15 protein-coding genes are annotated in these 17,875 nt (G+C 49.1%); 12 read left to right on the top strand and 3 right to left on the bottom strand.

Going from position 1 to position 17,875, the window contains the following annotated elements; all coding sequences use genetic code 11:
• Positions 1–19 precede the first annotated feature (19 nt).
• From K7P76_RS30880 to K7P76_RS30895, 4 genes are all read left to right on the top strand, one after another.
• Complete coding sequence (locus tag K7P76_RS30880) at positions 20–676, top strand: SGNH/GDSL hydrolase family protein (RefSeq protein WP_232189955.1); 657 nt, start codon at positions 20–22, stop codon at positions 674–676.
• 127 nt (positions 677–803) lie between these two features.
• On the top strand, positions 804–1,247 hold the full coding sequence (locus K7P76_RS30885) for a DUF4277 domain-containing protein (RefSeq protein WP_232189956.1): 444 nt from the start codon (positions 804–806) through the stop codon (positions 1,245–1,247).
• Entirely contained in the window at positions 1,225–1,476 is a 252-nt protein-coding gene (locus K7P76_RS30890) for a hypothetical protein (RefSeq protein ID WP_232189957.1), read from the top strand. Before K7P76_RS30885 ends, K7P76_RS30890 begins: the two co-directional genes overlap by 23 nt.
• Complete coding sequence (locus K7P76_RS30895) at positions 1,430–1,708, top strand: hypothetical protein (protein WP_232189958.1); 279 nt, start codon at positions 1,430–1,432, stop codon at positions 1,706–1,708. The genes K7P76_RS30890 and K7P76_RS30895 overlap by 47 nt, the downstream gene beginning before the upstream one ends.
• An 84-nt stretch (positions 1,709–1,792) precedes the next feature.
• Here the strand turns inward: K7P76_RS30895 and K7P76_RS30900 are convergent, their stop codons facing one another.
• Complete coding sequence (locus tag K7P76_RS30900) at positions 1,793–3,574, bottom strand: cache domain-containing sensor histidine kinase (protein ID WP_232189959.1); 1,782 nt, start codon at positions 3,572–3,574, stop codon at positions 1,793–1,795.
• On the bottom strand, positions 3,571–5,151 hold the full coding sequence (locus tag K7P76_RS30905; protein ID WP_232189960.1) for a response regulator transcription factor: 1,581 nt from the start codon (positions 5,149–5,151) through the stop codon (positions 3,571–3,573). The genes K7P76_RS30900 and K7P76_RS30905 overlap by 4 nt, the downstream gene beginning before the upstream one ends.
• A gap of 197 nt (positions 5,152–5,348) precedes the next feature.
• Between K7P76_RS30905 and K7P76_RS30910 the strand changes: the two genes are divergently transcribed.
• The 5 genes from K7P76_RS30910 to K7P76_RS30930 all read left to right on the top strand — a co-directional run bounded on the left by K7P76_RS30910 (position 5,349) and on the right by K7P76_RS30930 (position 13,457).
• A complete protein-coding gene (locus K7P76_RS30910) occupies positions 5,349–6,272 on the top strand; it encodes an ABC transporter permease (RefSeq protein WP_232189961.1) in 924 nt (307 codons plus the stop codon).
• A 13-nt stretch (positions 6,273–6,285) separates the two neighbouring features.
• Positions 6,286–7,170: a carbohydrate ABC transporter permease gene (locus tag K7P76_RS30915; protein WP_232189962.1), complete on the top strand. Its 885-nt coding sequence runs from the start codon at positions 6,286–6,288 to the stop codon at positions 7,168–7,170.
• A gap of 50 nt (positions 7,171–7,220) precedes the next feature.
• On the top strand, positions 7,221–8,807 hold the full coding sequence (locus K7P76_RS30920) for an extracellular solute-binding protein (protein ID WP_232189963.1): 1,587 nt from the start codon (positions 7,221–7,223) through the stop codon (positions 8,805–8,807).
• Between the two features lie 106 nt (positions 8,808–8,913).
• Positions 8,914–10,455 (top strand): glycoside hydrolase family 31 protein, encoded by a 1,542-nt coding sequence (locus K7P76_RS30925; RefSeq protein ID WP_232189964.1) that lies wholly within the window; start codon positions 8,914–8,916, stop codon positions 10,453–10,455.
• Positions 10,456–10,475: 20 nt separating this feature from the next.
• The gene (locus tag K7P76_RS30930) at positions 10,476–13,457 is read left to right on the top strand and encodes a stalk domain-containing protein (protein WP_232189965.1); all 2,982 of its coding nucleotides are present in this window, start codon (positions 10,476–10,478) and stop codon (positions 13,455–13,457) included.
• 73 nt (positions 13,458–13,530) lie between these two features.
• Here K7P76_RS30930 and K7P76_RS30935 read toward each other — a convergent pair whose 3' ends face one another.
• On the bottom strand, positions 13,531–14,994 hold the full coding sequence (locus K7P76_RS30935; RefSeq protein WP_232189966.1) for a HAMP domain-containing sensor histidine kinase: 1,464 nt from the start codon (positions 14,992–14,994) through the stop codon (positions 13,531–13,533).
• A 172-nt stretch (positions 14,995–15,166) separates the two neighbouring features.
• On the opposite strand from K7P76_RS30935, the gene K7P76_RS30940 reads away from it, so the two are divergent.
• The 3 genes from K7P76_RS30940 (at position 15,167) to K7P76_RS30950 (ending at position 17,840) form a co-directional block, all read left to right on the top strand.
• Positions 15,167–15,676: a Uma2 family endonuclease gene (locus tag K7P76_RS30940; RefSeq protein WP_232189967.1), complete on the top strand. Its 510-nt coding sequence runs from the start codon at positions 15,167–15,169 to the stop codon at positions 15,674–15,676.
• A 179-nt stretch (positions 15,677–15,855) separates the two neighbouring features.
• A complete protein-coding gene (locus K7P76_RS30945; protein WP_232189968.1) occupies positions 15,856–16,533 on the top strand; it encodes a response regulator transcription factor in 678 nt (225 codons plus the stop codon).
• The gene (locus K7P76_RS30950) at positions 16,533–17,840 is read left to right on the top strand and encodes a sensor histidine kinase (protein ID WP_232189969.1); all 1,308 of its coding nucleotides are present in this window, start codon (positions 16,533–16,535) and stop codon (positions 17,838–17,840) included. The genes K7P76_RS30945 and K7P76_RS30950 overlap by 1 nt, the downstream gene beginning before the upstream one ends.
• Positions 17,841–17,875: the final 35 nt, after the last annotated feature.

Consider the following 17,875-nt stretch of genomic DNA (forward strand, 5'->3'; position numbering starts at 1 on the left):
GTTTAGGGGAGAGAAGACAATGTTGTTGCAAAAAGGTCAAAAGGTGCTTTTCATCGGAGATTCGATTACGGACTGCGAGAGAGCGAAGCCTGCGGGAGAAGGGTTATTCGGAGCTTTGGGGAAAGGCTATGTATCCATGGTTGATGCTTTGCTGCAAGCCGTATATCCAGAACTGGGCATTCGTGTCGTGAATACGGGGATAAGCGGCAATACCGTTCTCGAGCTGCAGGCGAGATGGCAGGAGGATGTGCTTGACAGGAAGCCGGATTGGCTGTCGGTTATGATTGGAACAAACGATGTGTGGCGCCAATACGATACCCCGTTCATTAAGGATTGGCATGTTTACGCGGATAAGTATGAAGCAACGCTTCGTGCATTAGTGGCACAAACGAAGCCGCACGTTCGCAACGTGGTTCTGATGACGCCTTTCTACCTGGAGAGCAACGAGCAGGACGCGATGCGCCGAACGATGGATGAGTATGGAGCTATCGTAAGGAAAATCGCCGAGGAAACCGGGGTATTATTCGTGGATACCCAAGCGGCGTTTAACGTGGTGCTCAAGGATTTATATTCCGCTACCTTGGCTTGGGATCGCGTGCATCCGTCGCAAGCGGGACACGCCGTTCTCGCAAGAGCATTTCTGAATAAGGTCGGCTTCGAATGGAATAGAGCATAACAAAGGGAAACCGCCAATACTCGCCCATCTGCGAGAGGTTGGCGGTTTCTATTCGTTTAATCCGAATCTTTCGAGATGATGGAACAGCCCACTTTCCGCAGCAAATAAATGATAGCAGATCAAATCCATGATATCTATCGCAGCGGGACCCAGCCAATTAATCGCTGCGCTGTGTGATGAAAGTGGACTGGAGAAAAAAATCAACGAGTCAGTCGACAGGCATCCTTCTTATTGGAAAGTGACTCCGGGTACTCACATAAAAGCGCTGATTATCAATATCTTATGCTCGCGTACACCCCGATACCGTGTTGAAGAGTTCTACGAACAATTAGATGTTGAGCTTCTGTTTGGTTCGGGGAGAAAGGCTAGCGATTTCAATGATGATGCTCTAGCTCGCACTCTCGATGTCCTCTACGAGGCGGAAGGTTGGAAGGTGTATTCCGGTCTGGCGCTGGCTTCTTTGAAGCATCTCGGACTTCCGCTCACGACTTTTCATAACGACACTAGGTCCTTCTCGATGTATTGTGATTACCCGGATACGGAGGAACTTGCGGATCACCCATGGCTATAACAAGGATGGGCGTCCGGATTTAAAGCAAATCGTCATCGGCCTTGGTGTGACGCCTGAGCGGATTCCACTGATCGGAAAGGCAGAGAACGGCAATCAGGACGATAAAACCTGGAATCATGAATTCATTCAGAAGCTGCGACTGGAAAAACTCGGACGGATCCCTGATTGGGGGGCCATACACGTTGAATTTCAGCAGTACGACTGGATGGCAGACGTTCGATATTGCTGATCTTAATATTTCCGTCAACACCGATTATACCTTGTCCGTTTCGACAGGGAGCGATTCCGGTCGGTATTACGCCATGAAAACCAACTCGATGTCTTCCGCAGGAAATAACGGCAGTCATTTGTCCTGGTTAGCCCATGCGGGAGTATACGGCACGACGCTCGGACAACGGCCTGTAACCCAAGCTCTGTACGATGCGAATTACTTAAGGGACATTATTTTCGTGCCAAACTGATTTGACCCGCCACCAAGCGCTTTATGCAGAACAGAAACAGGCTATCCGTTCAGAATATGGATAGCCAGTTTTCTGCATCTGTTTTCACTCTTCCTCATAATCCAGATCGGAGGGAAAGCGAATCTCTACGCTCGTACCCTTCCCGTGTTCGCTTTTGATGCCTAACCCGTAGGAATCTCCATAGGCGAGCCTAAGTCGGTCATGGGTGTTTTTGACACCAAAACCGTTATCGCTATGATTGGGGTCTTGATGATCATAGTCAAGGAGCGTGCTAAGCCTTTCAGCGTCCATCCCGACTCCGTCGTCCTCTATATAAAGATAAACTGCAGCACGATCCTGTTTGCCGGTGATTCGGATTGTACCGCGTTTTTCTGCCTTTTCCAAAATGCCATGCAGGATGGCATTTTCGACCAACGGCTGAAGCGTAATTTTAGGAATGCGGCATGACAGAAGGGGGGAGTCGACCTCGATGGCCAGTTTGATGGCATCGGTATAGCGCATGTTCATGATTTGGACGTACGCTTTCACATGCTCCAGCTCGGATTCCAGGGAAACGATGTTCATTCCCTTGCTCAAGCCGAGCTTGTAATATTTAGTAAGTGCTTTAACCATGGTCGTTATATCCGGAACTTTGTGTTCGATGGCTGTACAGTTAATCAGATCCAACGAATTGTATAGAAAATGGGGATTGATTTGTGCTTGAAGCGTGCGCAGATCGGCGCTTCGCAGTTCAATCCCGAGCTGAATATGCTCGTTCATGAGACCCGTCAACTTCAAGATCATAAAATTAAAGTTCTCGACAAGTTCTCCGATTTCGTCTTTTCCATAGCGGGTAATAATAACGTTCAGATCGCCGGACTGCACCCGTTTCATGCGTTTGATCAAATATTTAATTTTTTTGGTGCCAGCTTTGGATGTCAAATAGGCCAGAAAATAAGCGATCAGCACGATAGACAGCAAGATGGCGATCAGTTGATCACGAAGCGCCGTAATTCCGGCAAGCACTTCGTTGACGGGAATGACTGTTACCAGCATCCAATCGCTCTTTCCTATCGCTCGATGCGATAACATGACGGATTTGTTGCCGATATGCCGGGTATTCCATTCATTAGCGGGCAAGCTCTGCCATTCTTTCGCATCTAGTATCCCGTCCGATCCGCGCTCAGGATCCGAACGTGCGATGATTTGCCCTCGTGCGTTTTGAAGATAGACTAGACCGGTGTCCGTGATTTTAGTGCGGGTCAGTTTGTCAGTAAGAGTTGATTGCAGGATATCGATTCTTGAAATTCCTATCATAAGGGTAAAGTTGTCCAAATTCAGCATTCTTCGGACCACCGAGACGAGCGGCGGCGTGCCGCCTGATTGCTCACCCTTTCCCGGGACAAACCAATAAGCCGTTTGTCCGGAATGGATCAACTCGTTTCCCCATTGCTCGCGCGAAGCTTGCGACATCCCGAATAAATTAATGTGGTCATTGGCATAGACAAAGTCGTCGTGTACATACAACCGAATCCGATAAAAGTCTTTGTTGCGCTGAAGCGTATTGGCGAAATTCACGATGTTGGCATAGTCGCGCAACTGCAGCGGGATGTCATTATTGGCCGGTTCCCGCGATAACATCTCGTTCATGCTGCGGTCCAAGCTGAGGAAGTCTAGCGCGTTAATCGAACTTGCCGTCAGAAATCCGAGCTCCGAAGCCGTGTTCTGCGTCGTTTGCTCCGCTAACTGAATCGTTTGACTCTTGGCTAAATCCGCCATCTTGGTGTAGGAGAGATAAGTGTAGACCACCAAGGGGACAACGATGAGACTGAAGATAGCGAGCATCCATTTTTGGTGAAGCTTGAGAAAGTCGAACAGGCGCATCATGGACGAAGGCGCTCCCTGTATTCCGAAGGCGTCCAGCCGACTTCTTTTTTAAATATTTTCGTGAAATATTTGGTGTCCGTGTAACCGACCCGTTTGGCCACCTCATGAATTTTGTGCTGGGCGATTAGTGCTTTGGCCATTTCCATTCGAACGGACGTCAAATACTGATTGACCGTCATGCCGGTCTCGTTCTTAAACAACAGGCAAATGTATGAGGGAGTAAGGAACAGTTGTCCCGCGATGGAATTAATCGTGAGATTTTGGTTGCCAGCCTGCTCTCGTATAATATGGGCGATTCGGGAAACAATGCTTCCGGTTTTACCCCGTTCCTCGTATGAAACGGATTGCAATTCCCTGAGAAGAAACTCCTCGTATTCGTCCAAAGTGGACAGGGAATCCATCAGATCGGCGTCCGACAGACGTTGGGCGCTAACGCGGACGGATAAGCCCGCGGATTTCTGATTCCATTGGCGGAGCTGATGAAATAGAGAATAGAATACATTTTTGATCTGCTCTACCGGTGTATCCGGACAGAGCCGCAATTCCGAGACGAATTGACGAATCTGATTCTCAGCTTCCTTAAATTGATCTTTTCGAAGATGGTGAAACCATTGTTCTGTAAGAAGGGGATCGAAAGAATAAACGGGAGAGGAATCGTTTTCAAAAACCAGAACTTGCGAATACCCCAAATAGAATGAGCGTTTGGATAAGGAAGATGCCTGCTTGTAGGAGGAAGGCAGGGAAAATAAGTCGTCGACAGCCCCGCCGATGGCTACGAATACGTCCGTCAGTTTGTTCCGGCAATCCTCGATATAGCCTTGGGCGGCTTGTCGAAGAGAGGGAATGGCTAACGGCGAAGGCATTCTGACCTGCATCACCCAGTGCCCATGCTTAATAGGACCGGTTAAGCAGCAGAATCCCAGATCGGACAACTGACACTCCAACTGATGCAGCTCCGGGGTCGGACGGTAAGAGAGTTCTCCACTGAAACATTCGGCAGCCCGGTATTGAAAGGCGATGGAAACGAAAGTACCGGTCAATGGAAAACGTATGTCCTTGTGATCCAGATCTACGGTCATTGTTCCGGGTTCCCGCTTTTCGCCGATTCCGCATAAAGAGAGGGCCAAATGCTGTTTTCTAACCATCAATTGTTCATCTTCCTGTTCTTGCAGCTTCTTCTCCATCTCCCATTGTTGCTGATCTTCCGAGCAAGCGGAAACGACGGATTTGATTACACACTCGATTTCTTCCAGATCTAACGGCTTTTCAATATAATCGAACGCTTGCAATTTAATCGCATTTTTAAGATATTCCACATCGGAATAGGCACTTAAAAAAATGATCTTGCAACGGGGAAGAAGGGTACGCAGCTCCTTCGCGAGCTCGATGCCATTCATGTGGGGCATGCGGACGTCAGTCAACAAGATGTCAGGCGCGAAGGCTATGGATTTTTGCAATGCTTGCTTCCCATCCTCCGCTTGTTCCACACTCGTAATCCCCATATTGAGCCATGGAACGTAGCGGTATAACGTTTGACGGGTTTTGAATTCATCGTCTACAATCATGAGCTTATACATCTTATTTCCCCCCTTCTTTCGTCATCATATCTTATGAATCTCTTCATCTGCAATCGCTTTCTTTCCATCTGAAGAAGTCTATACGATTGACCGCCCGATTCATAATTTATCACCCTTTGCGTGATTTGTAAGCGCTCTATAATAAAGAGTAGACAAACAGTCTGCACAAGTTGTCCGTCATCAGGGGGAGGTGAAACATGCACAGCAAAAGCTCGTTGATTAGGGAGTGGACAAAAAATAAGGTTCTTTTTCTTATGGTACTGCCGGCAGTGCTTTATTATTTTCTTTTCTCATACTTACCGCTGGCAGGTATGGTGCTGGCCTTCAAAAGTTACCGATTCGACTCGGGGATATTCGGCAGCCCATGGGCGGGACTCAGGAACTTTGAGTTTTTTTTCAAATCGGGCAAAGCCTGGCTGATCACTTCCAACACGGTTGTTTACAATGTAGCTTTTATCGTGAGCGGATTGATATTACAGCTTCTTGTGGCCATAGTCGTGGCTGAGGCTGCAGGGCGGTATGTCAAAAAGTTCATGCAGACGACGCTGCTATTCCCGTTCTTTCTTTCTTGGGTTGTTGTCGGATCGTTTGTCTACAATTTATTCAACTATGATTTCGGTTCCATTAACGGCATGCTGAAGTATTTTGGCATCGGATCAGTAGATTTCTACGGCAATACGGATTATTGGGAATACATTCTGGTATTTTTCAACAACTGGAAATATATCGGCTATAACTCTTTAATCTACCTTGCGGTTATCGTCAGCATCGACAGAAGCTTGTTTGAGGCTGCGGAAATAGACGGGGCGAGCATCTTCCAACGCATTCGGACCATCACGCTTCCGTTGATGATTCCTACGATAATGATTTTGCTCCTGCTCTCTATCGGCAATATTTTCCGCGGGAACTTTGACCTATTCTATCAGATCATCGGCAATAACGGTTTGCTGTTCGATGCGACGGACGTCATCGACACTTATGTGTTCAGGTCCTTAATCCATTCGCAGGACATCGGAATGTCTGCCGCCGCCGGTTTGTACCAGTCGGCGCTGTGCTTCGCAATCATTATGTTAAGCAACTTCATTGTGAAAAAGATTCAACCCGATTATTCGCTGTTCTAGAAGGAGGGACGAAATGCGGCATCGATCCAAAGACAGGGCTCTCTTCCAAGTTCTTGGATACCTGTATCTCGGCTGCCTTTCCTTAGCATGTTTGCTCCCGTTATGGCTCATTTTCTCCGGTTCCTTTTCCAGTGAGGAAGATGTCATTCGGCACGGCTACGAGTTGCTTCCGAGAAATTTATCCGTCGCTGGCTACAAGATGATGTTCGAGGCGCCGGAGGCGATCATCCTTTCAATGACTGTTTCGGTCGCTTTGACTGCCGTCGGAGTCGCATGCGGGGTATTCCTGACCGCCATGACGGCTTATGTGATTCAGCGCAGGGATTTCAAATACCGCAACGTCATTTCGTTCTACATTTATTTGACGTCCGTTTTCACTGGCGGACTTGTTCCTTGGTACATCATGATGGTCAATACCTTTCATATGAGAAACAACTTTCTTGCGCTAATCATTCCTTTGCTCTTTAACGTGTTTTATATTCTGATCATGAAAAGCTTCTTCCGCTCGATACCCGATGCGATTGTCGAATCCGGCAAGATCGACGGCGCAGGCGAGTTCACGATCTTCTTGAAGCTAGTGTTGCCAATCGCCAAACCGGGGCTTGCGACGATATCGCTTTTTATCGCTTTGGCTTACTGGAACGACTGGTTCAGCGCCATGCTCTTCATCAGCAGAGACAATTTGATTCCGCTTCAGCTTTTCCTGTATAACCTGGTCAACAAAGCGGAAGCGCTCAATAATCTGGCAGGAAAAACCGGCATACCGATGACCGAATTGCCGAAAGAAACGGTCAAGCTGTCTATGACCGTGCTGGTCATTACTCCCATTATGTTCGTCTATCCGTTCGTGCAACGGTATGTCGTGAGCGGGGTTACTTTGGGAGCAGTTAAGGGATAAAATCAGGAGACTGATTTTATATAAAAACGATATGGGGAGGTTTTAACGAAATGAAAAAGGTTAGAAAGAAGTTCCCGCTTTTACTGGCATTGGCTTTATTCGTTTCCATCATCAGCGCGTGCAGCGGAGGCAATAACGACGGTTCCGAGTCGCAGCCGGCATCTCCAGATGCATCTTTACCCGCCGCAGTGCAATCCGGCGAGTCAGCGAAGCCGACCGGCCCCGATACTTCTGAAGAAGTGAAGCTGAAAATGGTGTTGATCGGCGACGGAGCTCCGGACGCCAAAGCGGTATACGACGAACTCAACAAAAAGCTGAAGCAGGACATTAATGCGACAGTAGACGTACAGTTCCTGTCCTGGGCGGATTGGTCCCAGAAATACCAGCTGCTGTTCTCGACAGGCGACGATTTTGATCTGATTATAACCGCCACTTGGGCGCAATTCGCCGATAATGCGCGCAAAGGTGCGTTCTATGAGATTACTCCCGATGTGTTGCAAAAGTATGCACCCAGAACACATTCGGACAATTTGCCGGAAGTGCTCGAGGCCGGCAAGGTTGAAGGCAAACAGTACGCGCTTCCCATGAACTATCACGAAATTACGATCAACGGTTATGTCGTTCGCGGAGATTTGATGGACAAATACGGCATCGCTTCCATCGACTCAATTGATGATTTCGAGAAGTATTTGGATGCCGTCGTCAAGAATGAGAAGGGCATGGTTCCTTGGGAAGGGACGAATTATGACAATTGGATCATCGCCAAAACGCAATTGGAGGAATTGAGAGAACAGTATCAGCCGGGCAATCTCGGGTTGAGGGTGGATTTGAACGATCCCGGGGCCAAGATCATTGACGATATTGCGAATCCGGATCAAGGCGCCATCGATCTGTACAAGAGAATGGCCGATTGGAACAAGAAAGGCTATATTTCCAAAAACGCCCTCGTCAATAAAGTGACGTCCAAAGATTCTTTCCTTAGCGGCAAAAGCGCGGCTTTCCTGACTAACCTGTTGGAAGCCAACGCCACTTATCAAACGGTTAAAGCGAATCATCCGGAATGGGATGTACGCTTCTATCCCGCCAACACTACAAAAAAAGTCGTAGCAAATTCATTCATGGCGAATGCGATGGCCATCAACCCCAAGTCCAAAAATCCGGAACGCGCGTTAATGCTGCTTGACCTGCTCCGGAACGACGAATGGTATAACCAGACGACGACTTTCGGACTCAAAGGGAAGCATTGGGACGTAAGCGCGGACGGTAAGCTGGTATTGCTGCCCGCCAGCCAAGGCTATCCGCCCGATGCCGCTTGCCCGTGGGGATGGCGAAATGAGAAGTATTACTTGTCGCCGAGCGACGGATTGAGCAATTACGATGCGGTGCAAACCTCTTACCGGGGACGCGCGATAAATACGAAGCTGAACAACTTCGCTCCGAATTTGGAAAACACGAAGTCCCAGCAAGCTGCGCTTAAAGACGTGGAAAACCAATACGAGCTGCCTCTAAGACTGGGATTTGTCAAAGGCGATGTGGAAAGCAGCTACAAGACGATGATCGACAAGAAAAAAGCTGCTGGACAAGAAAAACTGATTGAGGATATTCAACAGCAATTGAATACCTTACTAGGACAATAAAGGTCCGTAATCCGTATCGATGTGCCATTACGGCATCTCCGTCTTGGAGATGCCGTAATGTGTATCCGGGAGACGGGCGGTAAGGATGAAAGGATGTATTAAGCCTATGAGCGTTAAAGAGACTGCAATCGAGTTGTTCGAACAAGAATGCTGGTGGGGCGGGGCCGTCAACGATGGGGTGAGGATGCCCTTTAACAACCTGACTTTCGAACGCGACCTTTCTGTCAGTTTGGATATGAATCAGGGCGTTCCATTTCTGATATCCAATCGGGGCCGGTATATATGGTCGGATGCACCGTTTCGCTATGTCTTTAATAAAGGAATATTGTGGATTTGGAGCAAGGGGGATATTCAGTTCGGACAGCACGGCAGCACTTTGAAAGAAGCGTTCCAATTTGCTTCGGGGCAATTCTTTCCACCCGACGGCGCAATGCCTGAGCCGCTGTTGTTCCAAGCCCCTCAATATAATTTGTGGATTGAAATGATGTATGAACCTTCGCAAGATAAAGTGATCGCTTATGCGCAGCAATTGCTTCAGAACGGATTTCCTCCGGGAGTGCTCATGATCGATGACAATTGGCACGACTCCTACGGCTCGCTTGAATTTCACCCCGGACGGTTTCCCGATCCGGCGGTTTTGACAGATACCTTGCACAGGATGGGGTTTCAAGTGATGTTGTGGGTCAGTCCGTTCATTACTCCGGACACCGTAACTTTCCGGATGCTACAAGACAAGGGGTATTTGCTGAAGGATCGTACGGGAGAAACCGCCATCCGCAAATGGTGGAGCGGTTACAGCGCACTTCTGGACTGCACGAACGCGGAAGCGGTTGCCTGGTTCCGCAGCCGTTTGAATGGGTTGATGAGCCGTTATGGAATTGACGGGTTTAAATTCGACGGAGGCGATCCGGAATTTTACGAAGATTCCGATTTATCCGCAAAGCCAGCCGATAAAAACCGGCATTGCGAGACTTGGGGCGAGGTGGGATTGTCCTATTCATTGAACGAATACCGGGCATGCTGGAAACTGGCGGGCAGACCGATCGTCCAGAGGTTGAAAGATAAATATCATCAATGGGAACAAGAGGGGCTGGCTACGTTAATTCCGTGCGCTCTGGCCCAGGGTTTGGCGGGATATGCCTTTAACTGCCCGGATATGATCGGGGGAGGAGACATTCAAAGCTTCATTCATCCCGACTTTTCATTCGATGAGGAGCTATTCGTTCGTTATGCGCAATGTTCCGCCTTGTTCCCTATGATGCAATTTTCCGCGGCCCCTTGGCGTCTGCTGAATGAGCAGAATCTGTTCTACTGCGTGGAGGCTGCGCGTCTCCATTTGCGTATGGGGGACCGGATTGTCGCCCTCGCCGAACAGTCTTCACTTACCGGCGAACCGATCATGCGAGCGATGGATTACGTATTTCCGGGACAAGGATATGAACGGATTCACGACCAATTTCTACTAGGTGACGAGATTCTCGTCGCTCCTGTTCTTGAAAAGGGGGCCGTGAAGCGAAAGGTAGTTATTCCCGATGGCCGGTGGATGGGCGACGATGGAATAGTTGTAACAGGCCCATGTGAGTGGGAGACGGATTCGCCCTTATCCAGGCTGCCATGGTACGAGAAAATCGCGGAAGGTAAAACATAATTAATGCGGAGGTGCAAATCATGTTGAAGAAGATGAGGAGAAGAACAGGAATAGGATTGCTGTCCGTTATCGTTGCTTTTTCCTTCGGGGTGAATTTCGCAGCCGCCGATAATGATCCGGCTAGCCAACCTTCGTGGGTGAACTTGACCCCGGACAATTCCTCCCCGGAACTGCTTGAGAATCCTTTGAAAGGATTCATGCCGTATACGAGCGTCTATGATTCTGCAGTAAAGCCTGCTTTTCCTCACAGTTTGGAATGGTTCTACATCCCGTTAAAAGAAGTGATGGACGGGCCGAATCATTACACGTTTGATACCGGTTTAGAGCCGATTCTGAACGCAATTGCTTCAAGAGGACACCAGGCTGTGTTCCGGTTCTATCTGGATTATCCTGACAGAAGCTCCGGGATTCCGCAGTTTTTGCTGGATGGAGGATTGCAGGTTCGTGAAGAAACGATCGCGGAGCTCGGGAATGTCAAAGTCCACTCTCCTGACTACGACGATCCTAAGCTTGTCGCGGCGCTCACCTCTTTCATCCATACGTTCGGGGAAAAATACGACGGGGACCCGCGAATCGGATTTATCGAAACGGGATTGATCGGTTTTTGGGGCGAATGGCATACGTGGCCGAATTCGGACTGGATGGCTTCCCCCAAAACCCAGAACGACGTCCACAAGGCATTCGACGACGCGTTCGATATCACCAAGCTGTTGACACGATATCCGGATTCAAACAACGTCAAGCAAAATATCGGCTTTCATGACGACTCTTTCGCTTATGAGACATTGGGTACGGAAAGCTATTATTTTTACAACCGTTTGAAGGATTACGGTGCCACGGAGGTTTGGAAGAAAGAACCGATCGGCGGAGAGCTTCGTCCGGCCATTCAAACTTCGATCTGGGCAAACCCGGACGGGGATCAAACCGCGGCGGAAATGGACGGCTCGGTTCTGAACAATACCTCGGTGGATAGTCCGGTGGATCCAAACAAGGTGGTGCAAAGCTTTGCAACGAGCGTAGAGACGACCCATGCCTCCTGGCTGAACGCCCATCAGCTTTTTCTGGCTGCGTTCCCCACGAGTGGGGATGCCTATGATAGAGCGCTCGCCGGATCCAAAAAGCTAGGTTATGAATTGTCCGTGTCGGCGGTCAAAGTGCCCGCCGCCAGCAGGGACGGGTCGCTGCCCGTCAGCATCCGGATGCGTAACACCGGCGTTGCGCCGTTTTACTACAATTGGGACATCGAATTGGGAGCGGTCACCCGTAAAGGCGCATTGGTCAGAAAGTGGAAGGCCGCCGGCTGGAAGCTATCGGAAGTCATTCCGGGAGAGTCAGACCGAACAATGGACTATACGATTCCCAATCTGGCTCTGCCTGGTGGGGACTATACTCTGGTCATGAGAGCGGTAAATCCGCTTGCACAGGGCAAACCGTTGAAATTTGCGAACAAAGAACAGGACGCAAATTTGAAAAATTGGCTGTCGTTGACCGACTTTAAAGTATCCGGTTCCACCATGAAATGGGAAGTTTCCACTATTGACCGAAATGGCGTCACCTACGTGCCGGTCCGGCCGTTTATTGAAGGGATGGGCGGCACAGTGGAGTGGGTACAATCGGAGCGGAGCTTCCGGTTGATCCTGAATGGAAAGAATGTGATTGTGGCAGCCGACGATAAGCAAGTCAAGCCTTGGGGGATTAACAGTCGAATGTATGTGCCTCTTAAATGGTTGACGGAATGGACGGGGGCTAAGCTGGATTCGGAAAGACGGGTCTTTACCGCTCCGATCCAGGCAAGTTACGACGACCTTGTCCCCTTATCTGACGGAACGGGCCAAGCTGCCATTCCGGGGATGCCCCTCAACCTGCTTGCAGTATCCACGACAAGCCAAAGCGTAACTTTATCCTGGAGCGCAGCTGACACCGGTACGGAGGCGATTCAGTATGAAATCTATCGGAACGGTGTCAAAATAGGCTCCGTAAAAGGGACGTCTTATAAAGACGGCGGTGTAAAAGCAGGTGTGATCTACGTGTACACAGTGAAGGCGATCGATGTCAAGGGTACGGCTTCGTTGCCGAGCCGACCGCTTAAAATCGTCCCCGATGCATCCATTTCGTATGAAACCGAATCCGGCAAGCTGAAGGGAGCCGCGGTACGTTCAGAGTGTCCGTCCTGCTCCGGGGGCTACAAAGCTGGGTATATTGGTAACAACGACGGAGCCGTTACGTTTGACGTAATCGTTGACAAAGCGGGAGCTTACACACTCGCCATGCATTATATCGCCGGAGAACTCCGCTCCGCCGAAATCGGCGTAAACGCGGCGGAACCTGTACCCTTCCGGTTCAAGCCCAGCGGAGGTTGGGATGTTGTGGCTGTATCCAGGCTGGCGGTGAGTTTGAAAGCCGGAGCCAACACGATTCGGATTTTCAACACGAAGGGCTATACGCCTGACCTGGATCGGATCACGTTGACTGCCGGAACGGCTGGAATCAGCGATAACGAACAAGCCGAACAACCGAAAGAAGCGCCGATTGTAAACATCGATCCGAACGGTTCGGATATGAAGAGCCTGTCTCTAGATAACTTCGACAACAATCCGGTTTGGCCCGGCACCAATGATCTAGGTAAATGGGCGGGAGCAAACAGCTTCGTGGTTGACGGCGGGGAGATAGACAATGGAGCGTTGAAGCTGACCTACAAAGGGAACGGCTGGCTCGGCAGCAGCGTCGAGACCGACTTGATCGATTATCCGTATTTGATGCTCCGTATCAAAGGGGCATCTGGCGGGGAACAAAACGGCTTTATGTTAAAAATCGGCGAGGTGGAGAAAAAGTTCAGCGAGTGGACGGGCGACCCGATTACGCAAGAGTATAAAGACATCGTCATCGATCTAAAAGCGGCGGGCGTTTCATTAACCGCTCCTGGACAATTGCAAATGAGCTTCTGGCATGGCCAGACCAGTGCCATTTGGCTGGATGATATTCGGTTTGTCGGCAAGAAGTAGAAATCAACGATAATCAACCAGCACCGCGAGCAAGCGCTCCTCGTCCCAAGCGGACGAAGGGCGTTTTTTGTTTTCACGAAACGAACGAACTCGCACTAGGTAACAGGAGCTGAAAGGTGGTACCTTGCGGAGAGCTTTCTTTCAGATTAAGTTGGCCATTCATCGCGGTTGCCAGCATTCTGCTGAAGGTAAGGCCGAGTCCTAGACCGCCGACGGTAAGCTTTTTTTTCTCGCCGTGATAATATCTTTCAAAAATATTAATTTGCTCGTCTTCAGGTATGCCCGTGCCATCATCCTTAACCAATATTTCAATTGCGGTGTTCGAGTGCTTGGCTAAGGAGACGATAATTTTCCCGCGCTCCTTAAGCGCCTGTTTACTATTGTTCAACAAATTGATAACGATCTGTTGGATTCGACTGGCATCACCCTGTGCAATGAACGATTGATCAGGGATATCAATGTACAGTTCTATCGCATCGTCCTGATAGACAAGCCCCCATTGATAGACGATTTCCGCAAGAAATTTTCCGAGGTCGATGGATTCGTTGTGGATGTTTATTTTCCCGGAGGCAAAGGCATTAAAATCGAGCAGGTCGGATACCATTTGCTGCAGCCGCGCATTTTCTTTAAGAGAAATGTCGAGAAATTCCTCGGCTTCCGAATCTGTCACGACTTTATCCCGTACGGCGTGAATCAAACCGTGAATAGAAGTAATGGGCGTCCTTAACTCATGGGTTACCCCGGCAAGCAGATCGGTTCGCAGCTTTTCTAATTGCTCCAGCCGTATCGCCATAGCTTTGAAGGAAACAAGCAGATCATGGATTTCCTTCTCTTTAACGTTCTCCTGCACGGTCATCCGGTATTCCCCGTCTTCTATTTTCTTCAACGCCGAAGACAGCTGGGTTATCGGCTTCCTTAAATTAACCGTTAGCAAATAAATAATGACCCAACCTAACAAGCCGGAGCAGGAAAGCAGAGCCGCGATTAAACCGTAGTGGCTATCCACATTGGTAAGACTTTGATAGGAATAGGAAATGGCTACTGTACCTATAACGGACTCCCCGTAATGGACGGGAGTGGACAGGGCATACATTCCATCCACTTTTGCAGCGTGGATTCGATCAATCAGAGGAGGCGCGGATGGAAATATAGGATCGAATGCGGATAAGGAACTCCTGCTGTTAGGATCCGGATTCGGATTGTTCTGTCCAGGTCCCGCTTTATAGAATAGGGTTTTTCCTGTGCCATCGAATACCGTTAGACTAAATTGGCTGGGAATTTTATACGTGCGCTGCGTCCTATCGATCCATTCGTAGAACTGCGCGGGAATGATGATGACTCCGTTCTCGTTTACGACATATTGTGCTGCTTCTTTGGAAAAGCCTTGCAGCGATTGCATTCTTTCGTTCATGGTCGTATGCCGAATCCAGATGACAGATACGATTCCGATAATAAACAAGCCCAGGAACAGAGTGACTACATATCTAAAAGTCCAATGTCTAAGCAGTGTTTTTCGTTTAAGCGTTCTTGTTTGCATATGGCTTGGACTCCACTCCTCGAATTATGCATACCCTCTGAATTATACAAGCAGATCGCTTGGAATGGATAGATATTCGTTTTTCCGCATGAGATCTAATATAGAAGAGAATTGTGTCAGTAACATGTCCGATCTGCTAAACTGGAAATAAAAGTCGGAAAGGCGGTGTGGGATGGAAGAGGATCGTTATGAGATCGTAGAAGGAATTCGTTATGAATTGAAGCCTGCTCCAACTGTGACCCATCAGCAAATCTCCGGATCATTGTACATTATGTTGTACCATACTTGTCATGCAAACGGGACGATTCTGTACTCTCCGATTGACGTATACTTGGATGCGGAAAATCAATTTCAACCTGATCTTGTGTATATTCTTCATGAGAATGCGGCGATTATCAAGGAGAAGAGGATCGAAGGCGCTCCGGACCTCGTTGTGGAAATTTTGTCGCCATCTACTAGCCACAACGACAAGGTTCGCAAGAAACGTCAATTCGAACGTTATGGCGTTAAGGAATATTGGATCGTTGACCCGGTTCACCGAACAATTGATCAGTTCATCCTGAACAACGGCAAATTTGATCTGTTTGAAACTCATCTCATTTCCGGTCGAATGACATCACCCCTATTTTCCTGCATGGATATCGATTTGAGTCGGGTGTTCCCTGATAGATTCCAAGGATGATAACATGTTTCTACTTTCCTGCGTTAGCCCCAGCGGCTAGCGCTTTTTTATATTCCAACTCGTCTCAAAAAGGGACTTCAGGATACATTTAATAGTTTCTAAGTATTCGTTAAGGTTCGTACATTAGAATAGGTCTGCTGACTATACGTAAATAAGCCTGATATGAAGGGGCAGACCCATTGAGAATTTTAGTAGTGGAAGACGACCGCCCGCTGCTCGACGCGGTGGTGACGGTGCTTAAGGAAGAAGCGTACCAAGTGGATGAAGCGGATAATGGTTCGGATGGATTGTATTTAGCACAGCAGCGCGTCCATGATCTGATCGTGCTGGACATTATGCTTCCCGGCATGAACGGCTTGTCGGTTCTTTCCGAGCTGAGGTCGCAAGGGATCATTATGCCCATCCTGCTGCTTACGGCGCGGGACAGCGTGGAAGATCGCGTCAGAGGACTGGATTCCGGTGCCGACGATTATTTGGTCAAGCCTTTTGCAACACCTGAGCTATTAGCGCGAATCAGGGTATTGTTGCGCCGGCTGTCCCTAGGTGCTCCGGACGGAGAGCTCCATTATGGACAACTCACCGTGAAATGCCAATCCATGGAGGGGTATGCAAAAGGCGGACCTCTCAAGCTTACGTTGAAAGAGTATGAGCTAATGGAGTACTTTCTGCTAAACCGGGAGCAGATACTGACGAAAGGACAGCTGCTTGACCGGGTGTGGGGAATCGACTCGGAAGCGGGATTGGGCGTCGTGGACGTCTATGTCCATTATTTGCGTAAAAAATTGGCGCCTTCCGATTGCGACCGTTATATCCATACCATCCGCGGAGTCGGTTACATGCTGAAGGAGAAAAGCTGATGTTTAATCGTAGTCGTATCCAATTGACGATCCGCAACGCCGCCGTTCTGTCAGTCATTCTAATCTCGTTGAATTTATTCGTTTTCATCATTATGAAGAAGATGCTCTTTGAGCAAATCGACCTATCTATCACAAGCATGAGAGACAATATTTCGGTGTCTGTTTCCTCTCAGGCAGTTCCTTCTCTGGACGTTCCTTCTCTGGCGATTCCCGCACAGAAAGCATTCCTGTTTCGCGTAGGTAAGATGGATCGGCCGATTATCCAATTGTATTGGACAAAGGATGATCAGCCGGTTCCTATGCCGGGGAGCACGGAATTTAGCGAGGAACATCTTAAGCAGCTCCAACCGAAACTTTTCGGTTCTTCTCCGCAGACCGTGAAGATAAGCGATCAGTATTTCCGAGTGCTGAATGTGTATAACCCGGACATCGTCGGGGGGCTGATCGGCGCAGACGGAACCTCATACAAAATCTCAACGCAGCAGTTGCTTAGCAACGTCTCCGCGGAAATCGGCATGCTCCACCGATTACGCGATATTTTGCTGATCGGCGGCAGCTTGGGGCTTATCGTCGCCGTTGCAGCTGGCTATTATTTGGCGAATAGAGCTCTTATCCCGATCCGGCTCTCTCTAGAGAAGCAGCAGCAGTTCGTCTCGGACGCCTCCCATGAACTGCGTACTCCGCTATCCGTCATCCAAGCTCATACGGAGCTGTTGCTGCGTCATCCCGATCATACGATCGAGCAGGACAGCAAACATATTTCCAACGTGTTGCAGGAAGCACGGCGGATGAGCAAGCTAGTCGGCGGACTGCTGACATTGGCTAGATCGGATTCGAATCAACTCGAGTTGGAGCTAAAACCGGTTCAGTTCGACCGGATTGTCCAGGAAAGCGTGAATAAGATGCAGATGCTGGCGGAAGTCAAGGACATCATTCTGCATTGCGGGATAGACTCGCCTGTCCCCATGGTTGCGGACGAAGAGCGCCTTCACCAACTGCTCGTGACCGTACTCGACAATGCGATCAAATATACGCCGGAGGGCGGCGTTGTCCGCGTTGTTTGCCGAAAATACACTCACTCCGTCCATCTTGAAGTAGAGGATACCGGAATAGGCATCTCGCCTGACAATTTGCCTCATGTGTTCGATCGGTTCTACCGCGGCGACAAAGCCCGAACGCGGCAAGAAGGCGGTACCGGTCTGGGCCTAGCCATTGCCAAATGGATCGTTGAGCGTCATGGAGGCAAAATCCGGCTGGAAAGCAAGCTTTCAACCGGTACGCGTGTTTATATTACATTGCCTTTGTAGTAAAGGATTTGTCAATGTTAACCGGAAAACCTCCG

Origin of the sequence: Cohnella silvisoli (assembly GCF_021190915.1) — a bacterium.
Taxonomy (GTDB): domain Bacteria; phylum Bacillota; class Bacilli; order Paenibacillales; family Paenibacillaceae; genus Cohnella; species Cohnella silvisoli.